This is a genomic window from Thalassococcus sp. (assembly GCF_982780845.1).
On record NZ_CEYADA010000005.1, the window covers coordinates 78,867 to 95,528 of the forward strand.

At 56.8% G+C, this 16,662-nt stretch carries 14 protein-coding genes and 1 tRNA gene; 10 read left to right on the forward strand and 5 right to left on the reverse strand.

Annotated features, from left to right (window positions below):
* The first annotated feature begins 82 nt into the window (after positions 1–82).
* The 6 genes from AC4FIA_RS07270 to AC4FIA_RS07295 all read left to right on the forward strand — a co-directional run bounded on the left by AC4FIA_RS07270 (position 83) and on the right by AC4FIA_RS07295 (position 5,380).
* A complete protein-coding gene (locus AC4FIA_RS07270) occupies positions 83–859 on the forward strand; it encodes a hypothetical protein (RefSeq protein WP_490365294.1) in 777 nt (258 codons plus the stop codon).
* A 161-nt stretch (positions 860–1,020) separates the two neighbouring features.
* Positions 1,021–1,644, forward strand: a complete 624-nt coding sequence (locus AC4FIA_RS07275) for a DUF1007 family protein (RefSeq protein ID WP_490365295.1) — start codon at positions 1,021–1,023, stop codon at positions 1,642–1,644.
* Positions 1,626–2,558 carry a nickel/cobalt transporter gene (locus tag AC4FIA_RS07280; RefSeq protein WP_490365296.1) on the forward strand — a complete coding sequence of 311 codons (933 nt, stop codon included), beginning with the start codon at positions 1,626–1,628 and terminating at the stop codon, positions 2,556–2,558. Before AC4FIA_RS07275 ends, AC4FIA_RS07280 begins: the two co-directional genes overlap by 19 nt.
* A 53-nt stretch (positions 2,559–2,611) precedes the next feature.
* Positions 2,612–3,991 (forward strand): MATE family efflux transporter, encoded by a 1,380-nt coding sequence (locus AC4FIA_RS07285; RefSeq protein WP_490365426.1) that lies wholly within the window; start codon positions 2,612–2,614, stop codon positions 3,989–3,991.
* 33 nt (positions 3,992–4,024) lie between these two features.
* Complete coding sequence (ychF, locus tag AC4FIA_RS07290) at positions 4,025–5,122, forward strand: redox-regulated ATPase YchF (RefSeq protein WP_490365297.1); 1,098 nt, start codon at positions 4,025–4,027, stop codon at positions 5,120–5,122.
* Between the two features lie 168 nt (positions 5,123–5,290).
* A tRNA-Ser gene (locus AC4FIA_RS07295) sits at positions 5,291–5,380 on the forward strand.
* Between the two features lie 103 nt (positions 5,381–5,483).
* Here the strand turns inward: AC4FIA_RS07295 and AC4FIA_RS07300 are convergent.
* The 5 genes from AC4FIA_RS07300 to AC4FIA_RS07320 all read right to left on the reverse strand — a co-directional run bounded on the left by AC4FIA_RS07300 (position 5,484) and on the right by AC4FIA_RS07320 (position 9,562).
* Positions 5,484–6,521 carry a tyrosine-type recombinase/integrase gene (locus tag AC4FIA_RS07300; RefSeq protein ID WP_490365298.1) on the reverse strand — a complete coding sequence of 346 codons (1,038 nt, stop codon included), beginning with the start codon at positions 6,519–6,521 and terminating at the stop codon, positions 5,484–5,486.
* A 287-nt stretch (positions 6,522–6,808) separates the two neighbouring features.
* A complete protein-coding gene (locus tag AC4FIA_RS07305) occupies positions 6,809–7,222 on the reverse strand; it encodes a MerR family DNA-binding transcriptional regulator (protein ID WP_490365299.1) in 414 nt (137 codons plus the stop codon).
* A gap of 7 nt (positions 7,223–7,229) precedes the next feature.
* Positions 7,230–7,445, reverse strand: coding sequence for a helix-turn-helix domain-containing protein (locus tag AC4FIA_RS07310; RefSeq protein ID WP_490365300.1), 216 nt, complete (start codon positions 7,443–7,445; stop codon positions 7,230–7,232).
* Between the two features lie 81 nt (positions 7,446–7,526).
* On the reverse strand, positions 7,527–8,345 hold the full coding sequence (locus tag AC4FIA_RS07315) for a hypothetical protein (protein ID WP_490365301.1): 819 nt from the start codon (positions 8,343–8,345) through the stop codon (positions 7,527–7,529).
* Positions 8,342–9,562, reverse strand: coding sequence for a hypothetical protein (locus tag AC4FIA_RS07320; RefSeq protein ID WP_490365302.1), 1,221 nt, complete (start codon positions 9,560–9,562; stop codon positions 8,342–8,344). The genes AC4FIA_RS07315 and AC4FIA_RS07320 overlap by 4 nt, the downstream gene beginning before the upstream one ends.
* A 167-nt stretch (positions 9,563–9,729) precedes the next feature.
* On the opposite strand from AC4FIA_RS07320, the gene AC4FIA_RS07325 reads away from it, so the two are divergent.
* From AC4FIA_RS07325 to AC4FIA_RS07340, 4 genes are read left to right on the forward strand one after another with little or no spacing between them, the layout of a single operon-like run.
* Positions 9,730–11,289: a class I SAM-dependent DNA methyltransferase gene (locus tag AC4FIA_RS07325; RefSeq protein ID WP_490365303.1), complete on the forward strand. Its 1,560-nt coding sequence runs from the start codon at positions 9,730–9,732 to the stop codon at positions 11,287–11,289.
* A complete protein-coding gene (locus tag AC4FIA_RS07330) occupies positions 11,286–12,632 on the forward strand; it encodes a restriction endonuclease subunit S (protein ID WP_490365304.1) in 1,347 nt (448 codons plus the stop codon). The genes AC4FIA_RS07325 and AC4FIA_RS07330 overlap by 4 nt, the downstream gene beginning before the upstream one ends.
* Entirely contained in the window at positions 12,629–13,516 is an 888-nt protein-coding gene (locus AC4FIA_RS07335; RefSeq protein ID WP_490365305.1) for a DUF6615 family protein, read from the forward strand. The genes AC4FIA_RS07330 and AC4FIA_RS07335 overlap by 4 nt, the downstream gene beginning before the upstream one ends.
* Positions 13,513–16,656: a type I restriction endonuclease subunit R gene (locus AC4FIA_RS07340; RefSeq protein WP_490365306.1), complete on the forward strand. Its 3,144-nt coding sequence runs from the start codon at positions 13,513–13,515 to the stop codon at positions 16,654–16,656. Before AC4FIA_RS07335 ends, AC4FIA_RS07340 begins: the two co-directional genes overlap by 4 nt.
* Positions 16,657–16,662 lie beyond the last annotated feature (6 nt).

The window sequence follows — 16,662 nt, forward strand, 5'->3', positions numbered from 1 at the left end:
CGTTTTTGCATAGAGAGAAGACTCAACGATAGTTCTGGACCAAACGCTTGAATAAAAGCGCGGCCTTGGCCAGTTTCTTACGATGACATTGTTTTTACGTTTTATTGGAATTTCCGGCGTCATTCTTTTCGGCGCTTTTATGGCGTTCATTGTCGCGAAGCCAGACAGCTTTGAGCGTACTTCGCTTTCATTTATCAAAGGCGAGGTGATCAGTGAGGTATTGCAGAAGTATCCCGATCTCGCGGAGGGTCCGCTGGATGGTGTTCTGCAAGAAGGGCTTGGGCGGTTATCTGACCGTATTGGCATCAAACAAAATGATTTGAGCGCGTTGGCAGCATCGGAGTTCCCTGATGTGCTTGGTCACATTGTTGAAAGCTTTTGCACCTGCGGGCCGGTAGACGCTGAGGATGCGAAAATTCGTTCTGCGATGATCCGGGAAGGGCTGGAGGCCCGCGCAGCCAAGCTTGGGTTGGATCAGGCAAAGCTCATTGACTTTATGAAGGGGCAGTATGCGCAAACCCTGAGTGCGTTGAGGGGCGACCTGATGCTTTTCCTGTCGGTAAACACGCTCTCATTCGCTTTGGTGGTAGCGGCGACTTTCGTTCCGCGCAGCCGGAGGCATGCGGTGGTTGTGCCTGCTATGTTGCTGATCAGTGCAACACTGGCGAGCGTGGCAATTTATGTCATGGGGACCGACTGGTTCTATGCGATCATTTTCCAAGAATACGCAGGGGTTTGGTACGCTATCGGCTTGTCGGTCATTTACGCGTTTCTTGCCGATATCGTGCTTAACCGTGCGAAGGTAACCTTGAAACTTTTAAGTCAACTGCCGGCCGCGATCCCTGTACCCGTTTGCTAGGAACAAGGGCTCGGGCAGTGCGTTTTAGGTGCTGGTGTTATTCCATCGATATCCTGATGGTGAAGGCTACCTGACACACTGCTCATTGACGAAGCGGCGGGCAATTGCTCAAGCTTTTTGGATTGCTTGTCGAACAGTCTTGTTCTTCGTAAAGGGAATGTATGATCAGAACCGCCGCCTTCCTGCTTGCCCTTCCGACGCTTGGTTTCGCGCATCCGCATATCTTTGTGGATACGGATATGATTTTGCGCGTCGACGAAGAGGGTGCGCTCTACGAGGTTGAACTGGCCTTTGCCTATGACGAATTCTTCTCGCTTCTGATCATCGAGGATATGGGCGTTGATCCGGATGGTGACGGGATCCTGACCGAGGCTGAGAAGGCCAAGCTGTTCGGCTTTGATGTGGCCAATTGGCCCGACGGGTTCGAAGGCGATTTCTACGTTGGTGTGGACGGCGAAAACGTCAGCATGCAGCGTTCGATGGCTATCGGGCTGGATGTGGTTGATGGCAAGTTGGTCGCGACCCAGACCCGTCCGATCCCGTTTGTCGAAGCATCTCAGGCCGTGATCCGTCAGTATGATCCGACGTTCTATGTGCAGTACACATTGCAAAATGTTTCGGTCGAGGGGCCATGTGAAAGCAAGGTCGATGCTCATGATCCGTCGGCAGGGGATCGCGCGGTTGAAGAGGCCTTGAAGACCGTTTCCGATGACGTGATCGATACGCTGGAACTGGGCATTTATTATGCCGACACAATCCGACTGACATGCAGCGCTGGGTCCTAAGCCTTTCCATCATTGCGGCACTGGTCATTGCGGCGCTGGCTGCGTGGCTTTGGCTGGGCAATGGGGCTGATCAGCTTGCGCGCTGGGCGGCGGACGGTCAACGCGAGGCGCAGACGGCTTTGGCCCGCGGGCTGCGGGCGCTTAGGGCAGGGGAGCCGGGCGCATTGATCGCCTTGCTGTCCATGTGCTTCGCCTATGGCTTTTTCCACGCGGTGGGGCCGGGGCACGGCAAAATCCTGATTGGCGGCTACGGCGTTGCGCGGCAGGTCAGCATGGTGCGGTTGTCGGTTTTGGCGCTGGCGTCCTCTCTGGCGCAGGCGGCGACGGCTGTGATCCTCGTGTATTCCGGTGTCTTGTTGTTCAACTGGTCCCGCGAACGGATGGAGGGGCTGGCCGATACGTTGCTTGCCGCGCTCAGCTATGGCGCCATCGCGTTGATCGGTGCTTGGTTGGCGTACCGCGGGCTGCGCACCCTGTGGCGCAGTTTCCGTCCCGCGGACGATCAGCATCATACGCATGATCACGACCATTCCGGTCACAGTCATGTCTGCGATACATGCGGTCACAGCCATGGTCCGAGCATCGAGGAAGTCGCCAAGGTGTCGTCTTTGCGTGACGCTTTGGTGTTGGTCGGGGCCATTGCGATCCGGCCATGTACGGGGGCTTTGTTCCTGCTGATCCTGACGTGGCGCATGGATATTCAGGTGGCAGGTATCCTTGGCGCTTTCGCTATGGGAATGGGCACAGCGAGCGTGACTGTGGTGGTGGCTTTGATGGCCGTCGTGTTCCGTTCGGGCGCGCTTGAGACGCTGTCCGAAGGGCAGACCGCGCGACGGGCGTTGGGGACAGTCGAACTGATTGCCGGTGTCGTAATTGCAATGCTGGCCTTGCAACTGCTGATGCGGGCACTTTGACGCTTGTCGAAACGACAAACGGCACCTATCCCTCATCCATGAATACGACGCAGATGACATATCCCCAGCACATCCGTGCAATCCTTGTACTGGGATTGCCCCTTGTCGGTGGGCATCTGGCGCAGTTCCTGATCGGTCTGACCGATACGATTATGGTGGGGCGCTACGGTGCCGAATATCTGGCTGCTCTGACGCTGTCGCACACTGTTTTCTTTACATTCTTCCTGTTGGGGTCGGGGTTTGCGTGGGCGGTGATGCCCATGGTCGCAAATGCGGTCGCCGCCGAAGATACGACGCGCATTCGCCGCGTCACGCGTATGGGACTGTGGTTGTCGATCTTGTTCGTGCTGTTGGTTCTGCCATTTTTGTTCTTTTCCAAACCCTTGTTGCTGCGATTGGGGCAAGCGCCTGTCGTCGCGGACTACGCCCAAACCTACCTGCGCATCGCAGGCGTTGGCATGTTGCCCGCACTCTTGGTGATGGTTCTGAAAAGCTATCTGGCGGCGATGGAGCACACCCGCGCGGTGTTTCTGGTGACGGCCTTTGCGGCGGCGTTGAACGTGCCGTTCAATTACGCGCTGATCTTTGGCAACTGGGGATTTCCCGAACTCGGCATCGCAGGTGCCGCCATCGCATCGCTGCTCACCAACTTTGTCGCCTTGGGCGGGTCCATGGCCTATGCGGTTTGGAAAACCCCTGAACATCACCTGTTCCAAAGGTTTTGGAAGCCGGACTGGCCCATGTTTTCCGAGGTCTTCAAGCTGGGTTTGCCGATCGGCCTGACCAGCCTGTCCGAAGTCGGTTTGTTTGCAGCTACGTCGGTCTTTATGGGCTGGCTCGGGACGATCCCGTTGGCGGCGCATGGCATCGTGCTGCAAATCGCGACGGCGGCTTTCATGGTGCAGGTTGGCCTGTCGAACGCCGCAACGGTGCGCGCCGGGAACGCCATGGGGCGCAAGGATCTGGCGCATCTGAAACGCGGGGCCAAGGCCGTGCAGGGCATGTCACTGCTTATTGCCAGTTTGGCGATGATCCCGATGCTGGTGATCCCCGCGCCGCTGATCGACCTGTTCTTGTCTGCAAACGAACCCGATCGTCTGGAAATCATCCGCATCGGCAGCCTGCTGTTGATTTGCGCCGCGCTGTTCCAACTGGTTGACGCCACACAGGTCGTCGTTCTTGGCCTGCTACGCGGTCTTCAGGATACGCGCATCCCGATGTTTCTGGCCGCTATCGCCTATTGGCTTCTGGGCCTTCCGGCCGCTTACCTGTTCGGCTTTGTCGCGGATTGGAAGGGCACTGGCGTCTGGCTGGGATTGGTTGCAGGGCTGGCCGTTGCGGCCGTGTTGTTGCTGATCCGCTTCTGGGGCTACGTGCGCCATCTTGAACAGGATGTGGCGCAAGAGGTTGCGCAGACCCCTGCCAACCCCTAGAAGCGCCCAGACACCTGATATTATGAGGCACCAATGGGCTTTCGGATGGGAATCGTGGGTCTGCCCAATGTGGGCAAATCGACCCTGTTTAACGCGCTGACAAAAACGGCTGCTGCTCAGGCGGCGAACTTTCCGTTCTGTACGATCGAGCCGAACGTCGGCGATGTTGCTGTACCGGATGCGCGTCTGGACAAGCTGGCGGAAATCGCCAAATCCAAACAGATCATCCCGACACGCATGACATTCGTCGACATCGCCGGTCTGGTCAAAGGCGCGTCCAAGGGCGAAGGTCTGGGCAACCAATTTCTTGCCAACATCCGCGAAGTCGATGCCATCGCGCACGTCCTGCGCTGCTTTGAGGACGGTGACGTGACCCACGTCGAAGGCCGCGTTGACCCCGTTGCGGATGCGGAAACCATCGATACCGAACTGATGATCGCCGACATCGAATCCATCGAAAAGCGCCTGCAAAACATCGTGCGCAAGGTACGCGGCGGCGACAAAGAAGCCGTTCAGCAGGAACGCCTGATGAAGGCCGCTCTGGAAGCGTTGGAAGCCGGTCAGCCCGCCCGCACCGTCGAGGTCGCCGAGGAAGACGCCAAGCAGTGGCGCATGCTGCAACTGCTGACCACCAAGCCTATCCTGTATGTCTGCAACGTGTCCGAAGAAGAGGCCGCCACCGGCAACGCGCACTCTGAAGCGGTTGCAAAGATGGCTGCAGATCAGGGCAACAGCCACGTCGTCATCTCGGCCAAGATCGAAGAAGAGATCAGTCAGTTGGAAGAAGACGAGGCAGAGATGTTCCTTGGCGAGCTGGGTCTGGAAGAGGCGGGCCTAGATCGCCTGATCCGTGCGGGCTATGACCTGCTGCATCTGGAAACCTACTTCACCGTCGGCCCGAAAGAGGCCCGCGCATGGACCATCAAGTCCGGCACCGCCGCACCGCAAGCCGCTGGCGTCATTCACGGCGATTTCGAAAAGGGTTTCATCCGCGCCGAAACCATCGCGTTTGACGACTACGTCGCGCTGAACGGCGAACAGGGCGCCAAAGACGCCGGTAAGATGCGCGCCGAAGGCAAGGCGTATATCGTCAAAGACGGTGACGTACTGCACTTCCTGCACAGCAACTGATGCGCGGGGGCAGGGCCCAAGAAACTCGGTTTTAAAGATGGCCGTCAGCGCAGGTGCTGACGGCCATTTTTCTTTGGCGTTGAGTGTCCGGAATTAAAAATCTTCATCCCGAAAATTTTTGACAAAACAGCCTTGTTCCCGCCTTCAGCAATCATTACACGGGTCGACGGAGACGTGGCCGAGTGGTCGAAGGCGCTCCCCTGCTAAGGGAGTAGGCGGGAAACCGTCTCGAGGGTTCGAATCCCTTCGTCTCCGCCATTAACACACATTAAGATTTTGATAATGTGGGGAAATTCGCATCTGGCACATTTCCGTTCCCACATTCGTTCCCACGCGGCGCAGTCCCTTGAAACGGCCTCAATCAGTCGTCCAGCAGATCTTCGCCTGACTCGCCCGTAATCAGCGCACGCTGACGTTCGCGGCTTATTTGCCCATAGCTCCGCAAAGTCGTCAGAACATCGGTGTGACCAAGGTTCTGCGCCATGGCGACGAGTTCCGGGACCGTGCAGTCCTTCGTCGCTTGGCGCGCGTGCATGTGCCGGAACGCATGGGGTCCGAAGCTGTCGAGTTTGGCGGCTTGAAATGCGCCGTTCACGATCTTGCGGACGGGTTCGGTGCTTTTCCAATGTCGCCGGTCAAACCCTTCCACGGCAAAGCCGGTGTTGGATTGCGGCGCGATGGCGGTTGCCGGAAAGAGCGGATCGTCGGGGCCATATAGGGCCTCTTCGTCCAGATAGGTGATCCAAGCGCGCAAAGCAGCTTCTGCTTCGGGGAAGCCCTTGGCAAAGAAGGTGTCGATCCGCTTGCCGAACTTTGTCGCCACCTCGCGCGGGTTTTGCGTCACGGATTTCTCGATCAGATCAACGTGCCGAATGCGCAGCGAGATTAGCGCGCCGACGCGAATACCCGTGAGACAAAGCAAGGCAAAGACCGCCTTGTCGCGCATTTCGCGCGGCGTTGCGTCTGGCATAATCTCGAAAGCGCGCTTTGCCTGTTTGACACTGGGCGCGGGGCGGGCGGGGGCAGCGCGGGCTTCGGCCTCGTCCCGGCGCGACAGGTTGAAATACTCTGCGTCCGAAGTTCTGATCCGGCTACGGAACCCGTCTTGCTGAGAGAGCCACAGCGTGAACTCGCGTAACGTCGCCATGATGGCGCGCGCGGTGGACTTGCTCAAAGGTTTGCCGGTAGACCCCTTGACCTTTTCCAGATGGGAGCGGAACCCCATCGCCCATTCGATGTGGAACTTGGCGAAGTCCTGACGCCCGTTCCAGACGTCAAAGCGTTCCAGCGCGGCCAATTCTCGGTCCAGCGTCTTGTCGGACAGTTGGCGCGCATATTTGCGGTAGTCCACGAAGCGGCGTTTCAGGCGCTCGTTCTTTTCGTTCGGTTGCTTTGACATTTCGGCCTCCTTTCAGGCTGTCGTTTGGGAGGGTCGGTTCACGCGTCGCGCGTCAGTGATCCGCACCCATGTTTTCTGGAGAAGATATTTCGCACGCAGGGGCGTGACGGATTTCCAAACCGAAAGCCGCCAAGTTTTACCCTCCCCCCTCCTTGCCCATGGGGCGACTTCGAGAAGACTGCCGTGGGTTGCGGTGTTGCGGTCTGAAAGGTGCCATTTCGACGGCTCTTTCGGTTGGCCAAGAAGTGGAAAAACAAGGGGAGCACTGTCCACCACCTTAGTGTTCGCTATTGCCGCGTGATTTTGAGGTCGAGAGTCCGGGCAATCTCGGGGATTGCGGCCTCACTCACCGGCTTAGACAGGACCGTTCCGCAGGCCTCACACAGCGCCGTCAGCTTGGCCCGCCCGCCGATCACGTTGCAATCGGCCATATCTTCCGCCGCCCGTCGTTCGCGCCGACAGCAGACGCAATAGAAGGTGTCGATCCGGGTTTTGACCGCACGCTTGGATCGTTGCGATTTGATGTGGTCGCACAGGTCGTCGCCTCGGATCAGGATGGGCCGCGTGCCGTCCATGACACGCAACCCGTCCGATTCCCAATTGCGAATGGTGCGAGGAGAGACGCCGGAAACCTCCGCCGCCTCTTCGATGGTGTAACAGCGGAAGCGCTTGATCCCGCTCAGGCGCGCTTGCTTGGGCATCTCCGCGTCACTCGCCCGCCGGGGTTTCGTTGTGCTTGAGCCATTCGCGGAGCGCGTCGAGGGTGATCAGGCGGCGCGTGCCGATCTTGACGCTTTTCAACTCGCCCGAGGACAGGGCGGCGTAGAGGGTCGTGCGCCCGATGCTGCACAGGCGCGCGGCCTCGTTCGGGGAGACTGCCAGCACTTGAGCAGCTTGGATGATAAGGTCGGCTGTGTTCGTCATGGCCCATACTCCTTTGTTTGGGTATGAGCGGACGGTGCCGGACGCGGGGTGGTTCAAAACAGACGCGAGGTTTTGAACCCCTTATGAACCCCCACGCGCGGCCCGGATATAGCGCTTGATTGCAGAGTCGGACGGGATCGGTTTGTCCGGATAGGCAGCATCAAAAGCGCTGCGGATCGCGCGGGCTTCGGCGTTGATTGCATCCAACGCTTCGTATTCACGAATGCGCTGTTCGATTAACAGCTTGAGCAGCGCCCCATGTTCACTTGGTCTGCCGCCGGTGTTCTTACGAGGAACACCGACCAAAACCCCAGGATCGGCGATAGGGCTTAGAGCACCACTTTCGGCGTCGATCTCTACCAGATCATCGAGGTGCACCGCGCTACACCCGGCGACTGGAAAGCCTCCCCGCGACGTGACGATCAGACGCCACTCTGACCGGGCTTCGCGCGCCAAGGCGTTTTGCAGATCGAAGACGTCCTCGTCGCTGCTCAAGGACGGGTGGTAATAAAGCATGACAGTCTCGGAGACTGTCGAGACCGCACCAATGCGCCAAGTCTTACCATGAAGGCTTGAGGATTTGCGCTGACGGCACGCAAACACATCTGCCAACCGTTCGACCAATTTCGGCAGGTCGGGCAGGAAGGCAGTTGAATGCTCGGGGGTGAGCGGGACATAGCCCACCTCAGGGCAATGATAGCCGTGTGAGCCGTCTTCAAAGACAACCCGCGCCGAATGCGGATCATCGCATTGATAGCACACCACCGAAGACATAACGCCTGCCTCGCGCAGAAAGCCGTGCCGAAGCAGTGCCGCAAAGCCCCGGTTATTTTGATGGAAATCCGAGGACACTTTGCCGCCATGCGCGACGATTGCACAAAGCAGCGAAACCGCGCTCAATCATCCACCTCAAACAGTTCTACAACGCTTAGCGGCGGTGCGAGCAGGTTCCAACGTTCGAGGAGGCCATATACGAATTGGCGCTCCGCTTCGGTCTTGTTTGGCACGCTGGTCGTATTCGGTGTCTTCAAAGTGACCGTCAGCGCGCGACCTTTCTTTCCTTCGCGCGGTTCAAGAAAAATCCGCAAGGTCGCCGCCACGATCTGCCAGCCGCCCGCGCGCAACGGGGAATTGCCGCCGAAGTTGCGCGCAAGAAACTGATAGAGGTTTTCCTCATCGCCGCGTTTTTCGACGAGCAAAAAGCCCCCGTCCGAAGATCGGAACGAAAGGGAAGACACTTCGACAGTTTCAACCGCATCCGCTGGAATCGTCGTTAACTCCGGCGCTTGGCGCAGGATGTCCAATTGAACATCGCGGCGAGGCACTTCGACCGGCGGGTTGGATTGCGGTGCAAAGTGTTTTGAAAAGGATTGCAGGTATTGATCGCGGACCTTTGTGCCGCCCTTGGCGCAAATTTCAACAATGCGTTCTTCGGGATCGCAGGCGATACCAACCTCAAGGACTTTCTGTACGGTTTGCCGTTCAAGGCTGGTTGCGCCAAACGCCAATTCGCTTTCGGCTCTATCTTCGACGTATATCGTGGCTTGGGTCAACTTGGCCTGACCGCCGGTCGCCGGATCAATTCTGACGGAATGAAACCAATCTGCCTCGCGTCTTCGATGCATGGGCAAATTGAGAATATCTACGGTTTCGGCCAAGAAGCCGTCGCGCGCACTTTGTTCGTCCAGCGCCCAAGGCTTTCCATCGTCGGGGAATTGAAAACGCGACCACTGCTTTCCGCCATTCCGATGCAAGAGCGACGCCTGCACTTGAACCCGGTCAACCATGCGGGGATGCTCTATCGCCAGCATCAAGAGAACGTCTTCGACGCCTTCTAAGCCCTCTAGGTCAATGAGTTGCCCGGTGCAGACCTGTTCAGCGGCTTGCATCCCGTTTTCGCTGGCCAGCGCGCTCAAGAACTCCAACTCCGCCTTTACAGCATCCTGTTGCGCGTCTGGCAGTTCCTCCAGCAGGGCTTCAATAGACCTCACCAGTGCCGTCCCGCGCCCCTCACTAGTCCAATCGAAATCATCAGGCGTATTTACCCCTCGTGCCGCAAGAAATACTCTGAGCCGCCCCGTAGGGGACTTACGAATAAATCCACTGAATGATGCCATATTTTGAGCCCAAAAAAATGTTATGGGTAAATATGGGGTTCTCCGGTGTTCTTCGCAATACGCATACATCCAGAAATACTCTCAAAGGTAGCAGCAGGCATTGTGCAACCTTAAACGCCTCTGCTACCAAATTAGCCAAGTGCATATTAAGAAAGAATCTATTACACATGGCGCAAAATACCCGCTCCGCTGATCTCGACTTCGCCGCTGATCTCTTCAAGGCAGCCGACAAAATGCGCGGCGGGCTTGAGCCATCCGAATACAAGCATGTCGCACTCGGATTGATCTTCCTCAAATACATCTCGGAAGCCTTCCAAGCGATGCACGACCAGCTTGCAGAAGATGAGTTCGCCGACCCCGAAGACCCCGAGGAATACCTCGCCGAAAACGTCTTTTGGGTGCCGGAAACCGCCCGCTGGTCGCACATCCAGCAAAACGCCCGCTCCGAGAACATCGGCAAGATCATCGACGATGCGATGGAAGCCATTGAAGCTGAACCCACCAACGAGACCCTAAAAGGCGTCCTGCCTAAGAACTACGCCCGCCCGACGCTCGACAAAACCATGCTGGGCGAGCTGGTGGACCTCTTTTCCAATATCAAGATGCACGACAGCGCCGACCGCGCGCGCGACCTGCTTGGCCGGGTCTATGAATACTTCATCAGCGGCTTCGCTAGCGCCGAAGGCAAGCGAGGAGGGGAATTCTTCACGCCCCGCTCCGTCGTAAAAACACTAGTCGAAATGCTCGAACCCTACCAAGGCCGTGTCTATGATCCTTGCTGCGGATCGGGTGGCATGTTCATTCAGTCCGAGAAATTTATCGAAGACCACGGCGGCAACCCGCTGAACCTCTCGGTCTATGGGCAAGAGATCAACCACACCACTTGGCGGCTGGCTAAGATGAACCTCGCCGTTCACGGCATTGACGCCGCCATCGAATGGGACAGCGCGGGCAGCTTCCACAAGGACGCGCATCCGGGGCTGAAGGCTGACTACATCCTTGCCAACCCGCCCTTCAACATCTCGGACTGGGGCGGCGAGCGGCTGCTGGAAGATGACCGCTGGCAATACGGCATCCCGCCCAAGGGCAACGCCAACTTCGCGTGGATACAGCACATCATCCACCACCTCGCCCCGCGCGGCCATGCGGGGGTGGTGCTGGCCAATGGCTCTATGTCCTCGCAAACCAGCGGCGAGGGCGAGATCAGAAAGCGCCTGATCGAAGAAGACCGCGTCGATTGTATGGTCGCCCTGCCGGGGCAGCTTTTCTATTCCACACAAATTCCCGTCTGCCTCTGGATTTTGAGCCGGGACAAAAGCGCCAACGGGCTGCGCGACCGACGCGGAGAGGTGCTGTTCATCGACGCCCGCAACATGGGCCATATGGTGGACCGGGTCCGGCGCGAGTTCTCGGACGAGGACATCGAAAAGATCGCAGGCACCTACCGCCGCTGGCGCGCCAAGCCCGAGACGTTGGAGGAGAAAGGGTGGGAGGCCTACGCCGACGCGCCGGGCTTCTGCAAGTCGGAAGGGCTGGAGACCATCCGCAAGTTCGATCATGTGCTGACGCCGGGGCGGTATGTTGGAGCGGCGGAGGATGAAGGCGACGGGGTGCCGTTCGAGGAGAAGTTTGCGGCATTGCAGGCAATCTTGGAAAGCCAACTGCGCTTATCAGAAGATCTGAACGTTCAAGTCAAAGCCGCAGCAGGCTTGGATGCAGCGAAATGACGGCGGGAACATTTACTGTTGAAGAGTTGATTGATGAAGGGGTGTTGGCTCCACCGATGGACGGCAACCACGGCTCAATCCATCCGAAGACTGTTGACTATGTAGAGACGGGTATCCCGTTCGTGATGGCATCTGATTTGGTCAGTGGACGAGTTGATACCATAAACTGCGCCTTTCTGAGCGATGACCAAGCAAACTCCCTCAGGAAGGGCTTTTCAAAAACCGGTGACGTCTTGCTCTCTCACAAGGCTACCATCGGCAGGACTGCAATAGTTGGACCACTTGAAACCGACTTCATAATGTTAACGCCCCAGATAACCTATTACCGCGTTCTTGATGAAGATCGATTGGATCGCAGGTATCTTTATTACTACTTCAATTCTCGCCCCTTTCAGGAATTGCTGGGCCAATGGGCAGGGGCGGGTTCGACCCGAGCCTATCTTGGCATCACGGGTCAACGTAAGCTGCCAATCGTTGTTCCTGAACCTTCCGTGCAGAAAGACATTGTCGGGCGTTTGGGTGCGCTCGACGACAAAATCGAGCTGAACCGGCGGATGAATGAGACGTTGGAAGAGATGGCGCGGGCGCTGTTTAAGGATTGGTTCGTCGATTTCGGCCCCACCCGCCGCCAGATGGAAGGAGCTACCGACCCCGCAGCCATCATGGGCCACGCCTTCCCCCCCGAAAAAGCCACCACCCTCGCCCCCCTCTTCCCCGCCAAACTCGGCGACGACGGCTTGCCGGAAGGGTGGGAGACATGCCCGTTGAAAACCATCGTCGAACAACAGAAGCAATCCGTTAAACCCGACCAGCACCTCGACGAGACATTCGAACACTTTAGCTTACCTGCTTTCGATAAAGCTAGTTGGCCTACCATCGAACGCGGCGCGGAGATCAAAAGTAATAAAACAGCGGTACCAGCCAACTGTTTGCTGGTTTCCAAGCTTAACCCTCGCATCGAACGTGTTTGGGTTCCGCAGCTCGCGGGCGCGGATCGCCAGATATGTTCGACAGAGTTCCTGTGTTTTAAACCTGCGGCTGGTCATGGACGAGCAACGATCGAAGCTCTGTTCCGGTCAGACCAGATGCGAGAGAAGATGGCGGCAATGGTTACAGGCACTTCTAACAGTCACCAACGCGTACCACCTAAGGTGCTCATGCAAGCTGACGTTCTGCTGCCTGAGACCTGCGGTGCGGCGTTTGAGAAGGTAGCTCTTCCATTCTTGGAAAAGCGGCAAGCCAACGAACAAGAAAACCAAACCCTCGCCGAGATGCGCGACCTCCTTCTGCCCAAACTCATGTCCGGCGAAATCCGCCTGAAAGACGCGGAGGCGGCGGTATGAGAGGATCTCTTCTGTTCAGTCTGTTGGAGTTGGCGCACGCAACATCGCAAAACCTCGGCTTTGCTCATCGTGACGATGTAGAAGTCAGCTATGGCGAAGAAACGATTACAGAAACCAACCTTTTGGAACTGCGCCGCCGCCATCCTGCAATCATCACGCTCAACACTTTTGGTAAAAAGAAGGAGGCCAAGAACGGTGCGGATTGGGAGTGGCATATTATCGGGCGTTGTCGAAAATTTCGGATGCGCGTGCAAGCAAAACGCCTTCAGAAAGACGACAAGCTCAAGATACGCCACGAGGTGAAGTCATCTGGTGAACAGCAAATTGACTTGCTGATCAAGGACGCAAAAGCAAACCGATTGAAACCAGTGTACTGCCTCTATTCGTCAGAGGCGCAGCGAGACTACTGGAAAAAAGAGAATGTTGGCGGCGGTTTGGAAGGTTTCGAGGCAGGTTGCCTCTTGGCGTACGCCGAAACCGTAAAAAAAATTATGCCAAAGACACTTGCGGAAATCGAGAAATACTCGGTGCCTTGGCACTATCTGGTGGAGCGCCGCGACTATGCCCACGCTAGTCTGTCTGAAGTCTTGGGCGCCGAAGTCAGCGTATTGAGGTTTTTGGTATCGTCTGCCGACGTCAGAGTCGCGACCGAAACTGCTCGATCCCGTGACAAGGAGTCCTTGGTCGATTTTCCAACGTTGGATGAATTGAACACGCCAAACCGCCCCGAGCGTGACATAGACGGCCTCGTCGAAGTTGATGATCTGGACTATGAGCGTCGCGGTAGCGAGGCGGAATATCGCGAGCGCGGAATTGGCCGCCTTGTTGAAATCGACGTTCGCGAGTTTCCCGAAGTGCCAATCGACGGGGATGATAGTCAATGAGCTTCACCGAAGACCTTGTCGAACAAGTCGCCCTTGGCACCCTGCAAGAGATCGGCTGGCGGTATGAAGACCAAGTCTTGATTGCACCGGACGGGCCGGAGAAGCGGCGGGTGTCCAACGGGGATGTGGTTCTGGACGGGCTCCTGGAAGAGGCCGCAAGGCGTCTCAATCCCGGCATCCCGGACGAGGCTCTGGAAAACGCATTGCGGCAAGTCCAGATCAACGAGACGCCCTCTCTGATCGAGGAAAACCGCCGCATTCATCGGCTCTTGGTCGATGGGATCGACGTGGAATACCGCCGCCCCGATGGCTCGATCAAAGGCGACAAGGTGCGGCTGATCGACTTTGCCAACTCGGCGAACAACGATTTCATGGTGACGAACCAGTTCACCGTGGTTGAAAGCGGCCATAACCGCCGCCCTGATGTGGTGGCTTTTGTGAATGGCCTGCCGCTGGTGGTGATCGAGTTGAAGAACGCCGCCAGTGAGAACGCGACGATTGAAGACGCGTTCAATCAACTGCAGACATACAAAGCGCAAATTCCGTCGCTCTTCCGCACCAACGCCGCCCTGATCACCTCTGATGGGTTGATGGCGCGAATTGGCTCCCTAAGTGCCGGTGAAGACCGCTTCATGCCTTGGCGAACGGTAACTGGGTCAAAGGATGACTTCACCCCCGAAGGGCCGAAAGAGATGGACACGCTCCTGCGTGGCGTGATGCAGCCCAAGCGCCTATTGCAGTTGGTTCGTGATTTCACCGTGTTCGGTGACAAAGGTGAAGGCATCTTCAAGATCATTGGCGGGTATCACCAGTTTCACGGAGCGCGCAAAGCCTTGGCCAGCGCGGTTGACGCCGTCAGCGCCGAAGGGGACCGCAAAATCGGCGTGATCTGGCACACCCAAGGCTCTGGCAAAAGTTTTTTGATGGCCTTTTTTGCGGGGCTTCTGGTACGCGCGCCAGCATTGCAGAACCCAACAATCCTTGTGGTCACTGACCGCAACGATCTGGACGATCAGCTTTTTGGGACTTTTTCGCTATGCCGTGACCTGATCCGCCAAACTCCAGAGCAGATTGAAGATCGCGAGGACCTGCGCGAGAAGCTCAACCGCCAATCGGGGGGCGTGATCTTTTCCACGTTGCAAAAGTTTTCACCGATGAAGGGCGAAGAAGATTTTCCCATGCTGTCAGACCGGCGGAACATCATTGTAATCGCAGACGAAGCCCATCGTAGCCAATATGGTTTTGACGCGAAGTTGGATCGAGAAACGGGCGCAAGGCGATATGGCTATGCGCACTACCTACGCCAAGCGCTGCCGAATGCGTCCTTTGCAGGCTTCACTGGAACACCAATTGAAGCTGCCGATGTGAACACGCCTGCGGTTTTTGGCGAGTACGTCGATATATATGATATAAGCCGCGCGGTAGAAGACAAAGCGACAGTGCCGATCTACTACGAAAGTCGCCTCGCCCGTGTGGAGCTTGAGCAAGAGAAGCTCCCTGAAATCGACGCTGCCGTCGATGCACTTTTTGACGATGAGAGCTTGTCTGAGCAAGAAAAAGCCAAATCGAGTTGGACAACTGTCGAAAGGCTGGTCGGCGCTCCTCCAAGGCTTGAAAAGGTCGCGCAGGACATTGTCAGTCACTTCGAAGATCGTGTCGAAGCTATGGCGGGAAAGGGCATGATCGTTTGCATGAGCCGCGCCATTTGCGTCGACCTGTACAAACGCATCACAAACTTACGCCCAGATTGGCACTCGGGAGATGACAAAGAGGGCGTGATCAAAGTTGTTATGACCGGATCGGCTTCCGACCCTCTAGACTGGCAACCGCATATCGGCAGTAAAACGCGGCGCGATCTCCTGGCCAAGCGCGCACGAGACCCTGCCGATCCGCTCAAGCTTGTGATCGTTCGTGATATGTGGCTGACGGGTTTTGACGCGCCGAGTATGCACACGATGTATATCGACAAGCCGATGCGCGGCCATGGTCTGATGCAGGCCATTGCGCGTGTGAACAGGGTTTTCAAAGACAAACCCGGTGGATTGGTCGTGGACTATATCGGGATCGGCCAAAACCTTAGAAAAGCTTTGCAGAATTACACGGCGACAGACAGAGACCAGACTGGCATTGACGAAGACGAAGCAGTTGCTGCGCTACAAGAACTTGTCGAGCGATGCCACGACTTTTTCTCGGGCTATGACTACCGGCCCGGAATAGAAGGTCAGCCTCAGGAACGCTTGCAGGCACTAGCCGGTGCTATTGAATGGGCTTTGGAAAAACAGAAAGCTCGCGCCGACAAAACCACTGATGACAAAGCCAAAAAGGCCGAGCTGAACTTCTACGCCGATCTAGTTGCTAATCTTTCGAAAGCTTTCGCTCTTGCGTCCGCCAGTGACTACGCGCAATCGGTCAAAGAGCAAGTTGGCTTCTTTCAAGCGGTACGTGCGGCCTTATCCAAGACTTCCCCAAAGTCTGGTATGAGCAAACGCGACAAAGAGTTCGCGGTTGGCCAACTCATTTCGGAAGCTATCGCTGACGCCACGATCATAGACGTCTTGGCGGCAGCGGGTCTGAAGACACCGGAAATTTCAGTCCTTTCCGAAGAGTTCCTTTCTGAGATTCAAGCGATGGATCAGAAAAACCTCGCGCTGGAGGCCTTGAAGAAGCTATTGGCCGGGGAAATCAAGGCGAGACAACAGCGAAATGTTGTTGAGGCCAAAGCATTCTCTGAGAGATTACAAGCTGCTGTTGCCCGCTACCATGCCAACGCGATCACCAGCCTAGAGATGATCCAAGAGTTGATCGACATGGCCAAAGACATGAAAGCCTCCGCCCAACGAGGGGATGATCTTGGCCTAAGCGAAGAGGAACTGGCATTTTATGACGCTCTGGCACAAAACCAAAGCGCAACGGAGGTTCTCGGCAACGACGAACTACGGAAGATTGCCCATGTATTGGTCGAGCAACTCCAAAAAAACGTGACCGTTGATTGGCAGCGCAAAGAAAGCGCCAGAGCCAAACTTAGAGTGCTGGTCCGGCGCATCCTGAAGAAGTACGGCTATCCGCCAGACCTCGCCCCTGCCGCCGTCAACTTGGTTCTCAGCCAAGCGGAAACCCTCTTGAAGTGGCAGGCGAAGTAAAACGCT